Consider the following 12,243-nt stretch of genomic DNA (forward strand, 5'->3'; position numbering starts at 1 on the left):
TAATAACTAATCCAGAACTTTGACACGGATATTACGGAACCAAACATCATCACCATGATCCTGCATTCCGATAAATCCTTCTCTATTATCACCCCCACAATTATTCAGCAATTGGAATGCCAACGGCCAATTCTTCTCACTGAACTTACTAGCTTGGAGCATCTCTGTCCACTTGGGAGTCCACAAATGGTATTCAAGGACGTTTTCATCATTTTGTCCGTGAACGACAGTTCCTTTATAAACCATAATCTTTGCCTTGTTCCATTCACCGAACGGTTTAGCGTTTTGCGGAACAGCCGGAATCATATCGTATAAAGAGGCTGCCTGACGATTATTGTCCTTGCCCAATTTGGCATCGGGATGATTGGCATTATCCAAAACTTGGAATTCTGGTGCAGAAATATAAATAGGTTCCAAAACTTGGTTTCCATCTTTATCCGAAGTTACCTCCTGTGCCAGATAGAAAATACCGGAATTACCACCTTTTGATATTTTCCATTCCAGTTCCAATTCAAAGTTTTTAAATTTATGTGCAAAGATGATATCACCTCCATCGCCATCCTGAGCTTCACCGCCACCAGAACCGTTGAATTTGATGCATCCGTCCTCAATCGTCCATTTGGAAGGCACTCTGTCTTTACCGTATCCGCGCCATCCGTTGAAAGTTTTTCCATCGAAAATGGTAATATAGCCATCCTCATCTACCGGCAAGTTCAAGCTGTCGGTTTCGGCACCTTTCAATGTACTAGAATAAGCCAGTGCAACCATATCCGCTGATGGCTCTTCTTGCGCACTATTCGATTTGGGAGATGAACCGCAGGAAGTAATTACTCCAGCGATCATGCAACATGCTAAAGGATAAAATACTTTTTTCATGATTTCAATTTATTATTTTGGTTACTAAATTAGTTATTTATTATCTCGGCATATCAGGCAAATTCCATCCGTCACGGTAATTATGTTTCACCAATTCGGCTGCAAATTGTTGCGCATTAACCGGTTCAGTCCAAGTTTTATCGAAAGTAGGATGGCCATTATGAATTTTAAATCCATCTTTCACAACGGTTCTGATTGTTTCAGTGTCACCGATGTTAGTGAAACGCATATTAGCACCATCCCATTCCAAAGTCTTGTTCAGACCTTGCAAACGAATAGCTAATACACCCATTACTACCATTTCATTCATAGGTCCTGCTTCTGAAAAATCAGATTTAGTCATTATGCGGCTTGAACGGTCTTCCTTACATGCACGTACCCAGTCCATTTCATGACCGCCACCCATTGCGTTAGGAACACGACGGCAAACTTTAGGAGCATTAGGAACACGACCTGATAATAAGAAGGGCTGTTGACCATAACAGCCACAAATCAATGTGTCTTTGGTTCCGTGGAAAATGGTTAAACCACCACCAGGTCCCATCAATGGTTTGCCTTCCGGGAAACCTTTCGGACGTTCGGGCATCATGCCGCCATCATACCAATGAATTTCAACTTCCGGCATTCCAACCTTCGGCAAATTGTCACGAGAGGGGAAAATCATCTTCACGTGTTGAGCTTGCGGAGCGCAGGCACTTAGTAACAGAGTAGAAGAACCTTCCACTTTTGTAGGATAACCTAGTTTCAAAGCACGGAACGGTTGATGCAGAATATGACAAGCCATATCGCCCAATGCACCTGTTCCATAATCCCACCATCCACGCCAGTTCCAAGGATGGTATACATCATTATACGGATTTAATTTAGCAGGTCCTGTAAAAAGATCCCAGTTTAAAGTACTCGGAATACGGTCGGCTTTTTCAGGTGCGTTTAATCCTTGCGGCCAGATAGGACGGTCAGTAGCACATTCCACCTTAGTTACTTCACCGATTTCACCATTCCATATCCATTCACAAACTAAATCAGTACCTTCGTCAGATGATCCCTGATTACCCATTTGGGTAGCTACTCCGGTAGAAGCAGCCAGATTAGTTAACAGACGGGATTCATAAACAGAATGAGTCAACGGTTTCTGGCAATATACATGCTTGCCCATTGTCATAGCATCCGCTGTAATGATAGCATGAGTGTGGTCGGCTGTTGCAATGATTACACCATCGATAGATTTACCCATCTCATCGTACATCTTGCGGTAATCCCAATACTTCTTTGCATTTGGAAATTCGTCGAATACACCTTTAGCATACCTCCAATCCACATCACAGAGGGCTACAATGTTTTCAGTGCCCTTCACGTTATTGATATTGGTATGCCCCATACCACCAATTCCCACAGCTGCAATGTTGAGCTTGTCAGTTGGGGAAACATGTCCGTGGCTCATACCCAAAATAGAACTCGGAGCAATAGTAATTCCGGCCAAAGCAGCAGTTCCGGTTTTCAGAAATTGTCTTCTAGAAATCTTTGTCATGATATTATTTTTAAGAGTTTATAATTGGCTTCGGATTATTTTTTTGTAATAATCCATATCCATTTGTCATATTTCTTCTTCGTTCACGTATCTGATCAAGTGTCCGCAATTCTCCGATAGCCGGCAAGTCGTGCTTATGGGCATCCTGCAGGAAAGTCCAAGCATATTCAGATGCAACTGCCGAATCACGCATCGTGGGCAATTGCGGATTTCTGATCCCTGTCTCTATGGAGTCAGCAAATAAATCGCATAAAACATCTATGTTTTTACCGCCAAACGGTTTCTCGATATGAAGCGTCTGATGTACTCCGTGAAGATCGACTTTCGCCATCTGGAAATTATGTGTCATCCGGGCGATCCCCTTCGTACCGATGATATCTACATATGAGTTGTGAGTCTGATCTTTCGATAATTGTCCGTACACAAACCCTTGCGTTATGTCGAAGACAATCCCGTTTTGGAAAGTACCGTGGCACTGTATCCACCAAGGCTCCTTGTAGTTCCACATGTTCACACCTTGAGCGTGCCATGTCTTATATTCACATCCGGCATACCACCGGGCAATGTCCACATAATGCATACCGCAATCATGAAATGCAGGACCTTCATACTCGTGTCCTTCACCGGGAGCTAACCCTGGGGTCATATGGCAGATACGGAGAATAGCAAGTTCTCCTATTTCACCCTCATCAATAAATTGTTTGATAGCCTGATGATACCATGAATTGCGAAGATAGAGATTGACTGTGGAAAAGCACTGATGGTTTTCCGCCAGATCCACCACTTCCCATTCCTTATCAATGGCATCTGCCACAGGTTTTTCGGATATAATGTGTTTCCCGCTACGGATAGCTCTTTCTATCTGTTCTCTACGGGAATCTGCCAATGCAAATAGCCCGACTACTTGTACGCTTTCATCATCAAAAATTTCCTGTTCGTTCTCTACTATTTTAGACCTAGGCGATAATCTTTTTGCCTGTTCGCGAGAATCAAGATTCAAGTCGCAAATGTATGCCACCTCCCAACGCTCGCTTTTTTGCATTTCTTCCAAATAAAATCGTCCCATACGGCCAAAGCCAATAAGACCAACTTTGATTTTCATAATTACGTGTTTTTATTTTATCATGTATATTCAGTGTGTCTGCCAATTCTTTTTTCCAGAACTCATTGTCTGGTTATTGGAAATCAATTAAATAAACTTTCATAAATATAACCATGAAAAAATCCAGGGACAGAGAATTATTATCCAAAGAAGTGCTATCATACTTCTTTTCTCTACAAATAGAATGGAGATATAATTCCTCCATAAAAGAGGATTGTTAGAAAATGTTCTCATGTCGGTTTTATATTTATTCAATGTTGTGCGACAAAAGTAATATAATTAGAAGGATATAAAATCGCCATTAAGTGAATAATTGTAAAAACGACATGTTTTTTTAGAAACACGCTTGTTTCTCCTTTCAACAGAAGAATAAATTTATTAGGAATTACCTAAATAAAGATGTGGCATTTTAGAAAATTTCTCATCACCTCATCCTATGATGCAAATGGAAAAATTGCTTCATAAATAGTATATATGCAAAACTTAAGATAATGACAATCCCTACCAAATAATAATAACCGAAATCCAAAAACAACAGATACAATACAATTACTAAAGCTTGAATCAACATATATATGAGCGACACAATGATATGAGGGATTTTCAATTCGTTTGCCATAATCTGATATAAATGTTTCCTGTGAGGCAAGCCGATGTTTTCATGAAGCATCAAACGGTGAATAATTGTCAACACACTATCAACTCCATAAACCACAAGAAGAATGATCCAACTAAAATTTCCAGTCGTAAGTATCAGTTGACCGATTAAGAAAAGAATTATAAAAGCCATACTTACCGAACCAACATCACCTGCGAAGCATTTTGCACACTTACGGAAATTAAAAAAGTTAAAGACCAATACCGAACAAAGGAGTGTTAAGATCAGACTCTGTTCAACAAAACAAACAATTTCAACATTTATATAGCCCAACGCAACGAGTACAACCAAGGAATATCCCCCGGTTATTCCGTTTATGCCATCCATAAAATTATAAGCATTTATGATACCCGTACAAACAATCAAAGACACAATAACTGTCCACCAAGGAAATGTAAACAACCCCCACTGGTAAAACATCAATGCCATGGCCGAGAAATGAAATCCCAGACGCAAACTTTGAGAGATGGAACGGATATCATCCGTAAAACTAATGAATGTGACCAACGTCAAGGCCAACATAAACCATGGATATGCAAAATGACTCACCAGAAAGAAAGTGAGGAATCCGATATAGAATATGATGCCACCACCGCGTAAAGTGATCCGGCTGTGTGAACTGCGTTCATTGGGCCTGTCAATGATATTGTATTTATCAGCCACCCGGAAATAAAAAAGTTCTGCCAGAAATAGCAGAACGATCAATATTAAATAGTACATTATCCGTTCTTTATTATCCAATAAAACCATAATTGAATCACTAAGAATAACAATAAAATAATTCCTGCCACTATCATTATTATTGTCCACATAAGCACGTCAGCTTCTCAGAGTCGTTTTATTTTAACTTGGAGTTCTTTTGAGGAAAATTGAAACATAAGGACTCAATCTATCTTAAAATTTTCCAATACATTCAGAGGTAACCAACCAAGTTCGTGCATAGCCTTTTCATTACTGAATGTCAATGAAGTAGTAATCTTTTCCAATTTCAATGAGTTGATTGGAGCTTTACAACCCAATCGATCACCAACCAATGCAAAACTCTTGGCTAACCAAAAAGGAACAGATAAAGGTCTCTTCCTATTCATCTGTCTGCATATCACCTCTTCCAACTCCCCAAAGGTCGGAGAATAACTGTCACAGACATTATAAACCCCTTCTTTCTTTATCAACAAAGGAACAAGATTGGCAATATCCTGTACCATCAGTACACTCTTACGAGCATTATTACCGGCTATGCCCAAGTAGCGATTCCGTCTGATACCCTGAATCATGGCTCCCAAGTTACCCGGTGGACAAGGTCCGGCTATCAGGGAAGGACGGATAATACTTAACCTCACGTGATGCAATCTACACCACTCCTTCAAATATTCCTCCGCCATGATTTTGCTCAATGCATAAGGGGTAGTTCCGTTCAAAGAATGATTCTCCGTTATCTTCTCACCGGAGTCACAACCATAGACGGCAACTGAGCTAATAAAAATAAAAGATTCAGGAATACCACCATTTTCCAAAGCGGTACATAAATTTTTCGTACCCTGTAAGTTCACGTCATAAAAAACTTTCCGTTCTTCTTCTGTGCGGGGAGAAAAATGGGCTTTTCCCGCAGCATGAAATACGACATCATACGATCCATCTAAAACCGGCACGGCCTTTGCCAAATTGACCCTATAATTATCTTGCATTGAAAGGCCGACCGTGGAGACATCATAACGCTTCTCCAGCAGAGGAAGCACATTCGTCCCTAAAAAACCGGAAGCGCCAGTGAAAAGGAGTTTCATAAAAAGCTATTGAAAAAATTGTATTAATTTAGGAAGCAAACGATACAACGGATAAAACATGCTGACAGGAATACCATTTTTCCGGAATGCATTCAGGCATTCCATGTTCCCCCGTTTTATATTAGACAGGCTTTTGCTGGTTGTCCCTCCTAAACGCATCCGCACCAAAGGTTCGGGCAAATAGAAAGTTCTGATATGATCTTTTTCCATCAAACGGAGCATCAATTCAAAATCCGCAGCAAACTTAAATGACAAATCGAAAGTACCATATTTCTGATAAACTTCTCTCTTCACATAAAAAGTAGGATGGGCGGGATGCCAACCTTTAGAAAAAGATCGTTTTTCTCCGGTGATCCAATGACGAATGATTTTAGATGTGTCATACTGGGCCACGTAATATAGATCGGCATATACGCAATCTATATTTTCATTATTTTCAAAACAACCGACCACTTCTTCAATTGCAGTCGTTTTAGCCAGCAAGTCATCCGAATTGATGATACCGACAATATCGCCCGTTGCTCGTGCGAAGCCTTTATTCATCGCATCATACAATCCCTCGTCCTTTTCACTAACCCATTGCATGCGTCCCTCAAATTGGGGTTCATATTCCTTAATAACGTCTATGGTACCATCGGTTGACAAGCCGTCCACAACGATGTACTCTATTTCCGGATAGGATTGTAAAAGAACGGATTGAATAGTATCACGAAGCGTATTAACGCTATTATAAGTAACAGTTACAAGAGAAAATTTCATTGAATTAAATATAAAATCAAGTTCGTCTTCCATCTTCTTGAAAGTGGACTTGGATAATGCCTTTTTAAAATAATTCGAGCTTAATGCCGCAAAATGAAAACACCGAACAGATATCTTTTATAGAAGGCGGTCATAAAGCTTTAAATAGTCCAGATATCTTTCCGCCCTGTCAAAACAGTCCACGGCACGTTGTCTACAAGCAGCTTCATAGTGTGATTTGCCTTTATGCCTGATCCGGGTGATAGAAACCAACATGGAATTTAGATCCCCTCTTTCCACTATATATCCGGTGTCCCGGTCAACAATGTCCTTACAACCTCCCGTATCATATGCGACAACCGGAGTCCCACAAGCCAATGATTCCATATTCACCGTGGGTAAGGTATCCTGGTAAGTTGGATTTATCAAAACATCCGCCATGGAATACAAATCGGCCAACTGGTGTACGTTTTCTGTCTTTTCAATGCCAATGATGCCAGAAGGGAGATTCTTTATCTGCCGTTTGGTTAAACCGACCACCACAATGACCTCTTGGTGAGATAACAGTTCACGAAGTCTAAGAATGTCATCCAGACCTTTGGTCTTATTCCATCCTGTTGCCACAGCCAGTATCATAAAACGTGAGTTCAACCCCATTTGAACACGCATCTCTTCGCGATGGACACGAGGTGTAAAAATGTCCAGGTCAATGCCATTCACAATCACCTCACGCTTAGCGGAACTTAAAAAGGATTGACCGACAACACCGTCCAACCAATGGCAAACAGAGACGACAGTCAGATTTCGGGCAGATGTAAACAGTTCCTTCTTTTGCAGGTAGTTTTTCTTGGAACGATCCTTCAATAAACTCGCAGGATATCCATGTTTATTAGGACAATTACTACATCCCTTAAGCCACTTTTCGCATCCGATATCCTGAAAATGCACACAATGTCCCGTCATTGCCCAACAGTCATGCAACGTCCATACAACCTGAATACCACTCGATGAAAGGTAATCGAACAATATTTCCATGTTCAAATAATATCCATGGATGTTGTGCAAATGAATGATGTCAGGCCTGACCCGTTCAATGACTTTTACCAATTCCCGAGTGCTTCTTTTCGAGGCAAAACCATGTTTATCGAATAATCTGGTATATAGTACGTGTATCAAAAGGTCGACACGGTTCCCTATCTTATAAAGAACGGACGAACTCGAATTGGACCACCTTCCAAATGCAATATAGCTTTGCCAACCGTTTTTCTGAACCAGTTTACCGATATCTTCTGCAATCCTTCCTGTTGAACCGGAATTACAGACTGCATTAATTTGAAAAAGTGTTGGCATTAATACTTCTTTTCGGTATTTAGAAAGTAGTTCAAATGGATTATAGGCCAATCCGGTTCAAAATGACGACGATTAATCACACGTCCACCAAACGAAAAATAATTCTTATAATCGGATTGGCTAAACACGTATGGATAGTGCCTGACAGCAATATCTATCGAATGTGAATTAGCATGTTCCAATCTCCCAAAAGGAAAAGCAAAATAATCACAAGGAACGCCAATGTGCTGTTCAACAACCGTGCGACACTCTCCTATCTGATGTTCCAATTCCTCAATATTGTCATCATTAATATTGTAATGATCAAGTGTATGGGCACCGATTACATGTCCTCTGTTATGCAAATCTTTTATTTGTTCCCAACTCATTGGTAATTTCCCCGGAGTCTTCACAACATTGTTTGTAAAATAATCTATATATTCCCTGTTGCCGGATACAAAATTTGGATTTATAAAAAACGCAGCATTGATATTAAAATCTTCTAGTACAGGTGCAATCATACTATGACATTCTTCGAAACCATCATCAAAACTAAATGCAACCAAAGGTTCAGAAACTACTACCTTGGAAATAATGAGTTCCACAGCGTCTTCAAAACGAATAAACCGGACTAATTTTTCTAACTTCCGTAACTGTGAATGGAATATCTCTTCACAAGGATTTTTTAAAGCGATCCTATGTCCGTTTAATATATGTATCCCCGCCTGCGGTTCTGCAAACGATCCCAAAACATCTAAAATCAGCCCTCTGGCTATTTTCCTACCCCACATAAAAAAACAACTATGTTTATTTAAAATAATTTCGACAATGCTGCCAAATAGATATTCTCAAACTCGGATATCAAACCATCCTTTACTTTAAAACCTGAAGCCGGACATAAATGAGACACTTCTTCATTGACCTGCAAGTTTATAAAACTATCCCGGTAAAAGTCATAAGCTCCGATCTGTCTTAGAAAGCCCACTATTTTACCCTTATCAGGATGCGTATAATTTAAAACGATATTATTTCCATTCAAAATCGTCTGCAACACAATGGAATGAAATCTCATACCCACACACTCGCTACTTTCAGCCAAAATCCGCAATGTCCCTTCCAAACTCAATGGGGTATTCTGGACTGCCACACCCTCATCATCAATTCTATATTTCAGTTTATTCATCCATCTTCGGTCATCCCCGCCAATAGCAAAATAATGCATAGGAAGAAAGAGAAGCCTTTTTTCACTTTTCACTTTTCGATTTCGTAATATCTGAAATACTTTTTCATTGATTTCCTTACCATTAATTTCATCATTAATCCTATATTCCATAGGAAAATCACGTACACAGGCAACTATATCCTCTTTCCTTCTCTCAGGAATAGCATGCAAAGATTTATATCGTTGTGCTGCAAAAACAGCCGGATCTATTGATGAGAGTACCTCTTTGGAATGTTTACCGGCTATACGCCTGTATTCCCCAGTGGAGATCTCATCCCGGAAAATGGTAACATCCGCTTTCTCAATGATATGAACCAAGCTCCGTTCATACCGTTTGGTAATCATCGGTCCTACTCCACAACCCAAAATCAGCGTACGCTTTCGAAGTCTTTTAGCTTTTGAAAAAGCATATTCTATCATATACAAACTCCACATCCCCATTAACGGACCACCGCCCATTACCAAAATATCACACCATTCTATTACATCGTCCATTGCTTCGGGATTTTGAGAATCGAATAAATTCAACTCCCCTATACCGTTATTTGCACATTTCCTATAGAATTCTGAATCTTCCAAGAGTGTCCTCTCCGTAAAAAAGGGATAAATACTCCCTAACTTCACTTCATAGACTCCATAAGCTCTATTTAGGATTGAAAAAATCCCTGCTAATATAGCCCTGTCCCCGATAGTTTCAGTACCATACCAGCCAATGATAGCTATCTTAACCATAATGCTTTGATTTTATATTTGATCCAAACCGAAGGTTTCAGCAGTTCTGCAATAAAAAGAATAAGTCCTTTCACGCTGGGCAACACAATATAATGGACACAAGTGTCACAATTCTTTTCAAGTTTCTTCTCCTGCTGCCGCAGCAATCCGCTTTTCCACAATTCTGTTGCTGTCTTCTCTCTCAAATTTCCCACCTTGTCACTCGCTGTCGCACATAAGCAAAGGTCAAGATTCTCCGTTATGGTAACATCGCCTCTCAGATAATTGCATCCTGCCAAACGTCCCTTTCCACCATTTTTCAGATAATAGTAAGTAAGAAATGCACGTAGCCTTGTTTTCATTCCTCTGCCTTCTTTAAACTTTCCGTAGAAATATTCAGTTGCCAACAGGCGCGACCACCTAGAATGCATAATATCGAAATCCTGCTTTCCGTCAAAATTATGTAAACGCTTATTGGGAACTGCTGGATGATAATAAGCTGGAATTCCTAACGAAGTATTGAAATATTCAATTTCACTGACGTAGGCTATATTTTCATTAGAAAGAGTGGTCCCTATATCGAGTACATCACAATATTTTGACTGTTCGGCTTTTATTAATTTTATCGTTTCCACCGTTTTATTAAAAACTTTCGGAATCCCTCTTACCTTATTATGTACTTCCCCCACTCCATCTATCGAAATTGTCAGATAAACTAAAATCCCCCGGGACTTACATTTAGATCTTATAATCTCCATCATCGGCAGAAGACGAGACGCTATAATTCCATTGGATATCACATGGACACGGTTTAACTTCTTCAATACCAATAATGCATCCATCAACTCCCCCGTTTTCTTATAAGTCGATGGTTCTCCACCATTCAGTCCCACTAACCGAACCTGATTAAAAAAAGAATCTTCCAACGCTTTCTTCAAATCACTAGGGTTCAGTTCAACAGGATTACTCTGATCTTTCCAAATATTGCAAGTTATACAACGTGAGTTACAACGACTCGTCACAGGCATCTGTAACACCCGTGGTTTTATACGTTTTTTAAACGCAGTCATCCTCAGATAATTGAGTGCAAATACAACAGCATTTTTCATTGATTCTTAATTTTAAGACGAGTATCTGCAAGGATGCTCTCCGCTATACGACGATAGGAGAAAAACTTTTGTCCTTCATTCCGCGCATTCAGACTCATTTCCACCCTTAGTTCAGGATGATCAATCAAACTACTGAGTGCCGGTTTAATATACCGCACATCACTATCTTCAAGCAACAGAACATTTCTCTTTACATTTAAATAATACATCCCCTTATACCAGTCTTTAACGATCAAAGGCAACCCACAACAAATTGCCTGTTCCCACATAACAGAATGCCCTCCGGGAAAACAAGCTATATCCGAAGCAAAAAAGTAGTTATATACATTCTCCGAAGCAATCCAGCCTATAAGATGAATTTTAGGATTTCCATTTACAGCCTTTTGCAATTGTTCTTCGTAATTCTTGTCGACTGTACCAAAAAGGATCAGATGCACATTCGGTTTATTTAAATCATTAATAGCTTCACATAAATGATGACTCATTTTCTTTGAATCCAGCTTTCCGCCACTGATCACAACCACGTCATCAGTTCCTATATGAAGTTGCTCCCTTATTTCTCGTCGTATCTTTACCTCATTGGCAAAATCCATATTTTCCAATATTCCTCCCCGAGGCAAAAATTTTAACTTTCTATCGGGAATACGATACATATCTTTCATGAAAATCCGAATATTCGGAGCCAAATAATAATACAGGTCTACTTCATTTCTCGTTTTATAAATAATAGACCGGTAGATTATTTTATGCATCAACACCCTTGAAACAATACCATGACCGGCATTATTATAATCATTATGACAATCCATCACCAATGTGATGCCGGGGTGTTTCTTTTTATACTTTGCAAGATCCAACAGGCAAAACATCGGAGAACCATGAAAAAAAATCAAGTCTGGCTCAATTTCTTCAAGTGTACTTATCAAATTTTTAAACTCCCAAAATCGAAAATTCACTTTATGTTTAAGCGGTAAACGAATAATCCGAAAGTCTGCCGATTTTTTTTTGCTAGACACGGCTTTACTCTTCTTTATCAAAGACATATCAAAATAAAGCGAAGAATCGTCACTTTGGCTCGTTATGACCGTAACCTCATGCCCCAACCTGGCATGCATATCCGCCAACTCATTATCCTGATAGGCAAATCCCTCCAGAAACTTACGCGCTACGTACACAATTTTCATTTCAA

At 39.6% G+C, this 12,243-nt stretch carries 11 protein-coding genes; all 11 read right to left on the bottom strand.

Translation table 11 applies throughout. The annotated features are described in order from the left end of the window. Positions 1-6: 6 nt before the first annotated feature. The 11 genes from H8744_RS16565 to H8744_RS16615 all read right to left on the bottom strand — a co-directional run bounded on the left by H8744_RS16565 (position 7) and on the right by H8744_RS16615 (position 12,238). Positions 7-876 (bottom strand): 3-keto-disaccharide hydrolase, encoded by an 870-nt coding sequence (locus H8744_RS16565; RefSeq protein ID WP_262435911.1) that lies wholly within the window; start codon positions 874-876, stop codon positions 7-9. Between the two features lie 40 nt (positions 877-916). Then, complete coding sequence (locus H8744_RS16570; protein ID WP_262435912.1) at positions 917-2,404, bottom strand: glycoside 3-dehydrogenase; 1,488 nt, start codon at positions 2,402-2,404, stop codon at positions 917-919. Positions 2,405-2,414: 10 nt separating this feature from the next. Further along, complete coding sequence (locus H8744_RS16575; RefSeq protein WP_262435913.1) at positions 2,415-3,506, bottom strand: disaccharide 3-dehydrogenase; 1,092 nt, start codon at positions 3,504-3,506, stop codon at positions 2,415-2,417. 424 nt (positions 3,507-3,930) lie between these two features. Further along, complete coding sequence (locus H8744_RS16580; RefSeq protein ID WP_262435914.1) at positions 3,931-4,884, bottom strand: MraY family glycosyltransferase; 954 nt, start codon at positions 4,882-4,884, stop codon at positions 3,931-3,933. Between the two features lie 164 nt (positions 4,885-5,048). Beyond that, positions 5,049-5,945, bottom strand: a complete 897-nt coding sequence (locus tag H8744_RS16585; protein WP_262435915.1) for an NAD-dependent epimerase/dehydratase family protein — start codon at positions 5,943-5,945, stop codon at positions 5,049-5,051. A 6-nt stretch (positions 5,946-5,951) separates the two neighbouring features. Continuing rightward, entirely contained in the window at positions 5,952-6,704 is a 753-nt protein-coding gene (locus H8744_RS16590) for a glycosyltransferase family 2 protein (RefSeq protein WP_262435916.1), read from the bottom strand. Between the two features lie 117 nt (positions 6,705-6,821). Further along, positions 6,822-8,033, bottom strand: coding sequence for a glycosyltransferase (locus tag H8744_RS16595; protein ID WP_262435917.1), 1,212 nt, complete (start codon positions 8,031-8,033; stop codon positions 6,822-6,824). Further along, positions 8,033-8,803 carry a polysaccharide deacetylase family protein gene (locus tag H8744_RS16600; RefSeq protein WP_262435918.1) on the bottom strand — a complete coding sequence of 257 codons (771 nt, stop codon included), beginning with the start codon at positions 8,801-8,803 and terminating at the stop codon, positions 8,033-8,035. Before H8744_RS16600 ends, H8744_RS16595 begins: the two co-directional genes overlap by 1 nt. 20 nt (positions 8,804-8,823) lie before the next feature. Beyond that, positions 8,824-9,966 (bottom strand): polysaccharide pyruvyl transferase family protein, encoded by a 1,143-nt coding sequence (locus H8744_RS16605; protein WP_262435919.1) that lies wholly within the window; start codon positions 9,964-9,966, stop codon positions 8,824-8,826. After that, entirely contained in the window at positions 9,954-11,054 is a 1,101-nt protein-coding gene (locus H8744_RS16610; RefSeq protein WP_262435920.1) for a radical SAM protein, read from the bottom strand. The genes H8744_RS16605 and H8744_RS16610 overlap by 13 nt, the downstream gene beginning before the upstream one ends. After that, positions 11,051-12,238: a glycosyltransferase family 4 protein gene (locus H8744_RS16615; RefSeq protein ID WP_262435921.1), complete on the bottom strand. Its 1,188-nt coding sequence runs from the start codon at positions 12,236-12,238 to the stop codon at positions 11,051-11,053. The genes H8744_RS16610 and H8744_RS16615 overlap by 4 nt, the downstream gene beginning before the upstream one ends. Positions 12,239-12,243: the final 5 nt, after the last annotated feature.

The sequence above is a fragment of the Jilunia laotingensis genome, assembly GCF_014385165.1.
In the GTDB taxonomy this organism is placed as follows: Bacteria; Bacteroidota; Bacteroidia; order Bacteroidales; family Bacteroidaceae; genus Bacteroides; species Bacteroides laotingensis.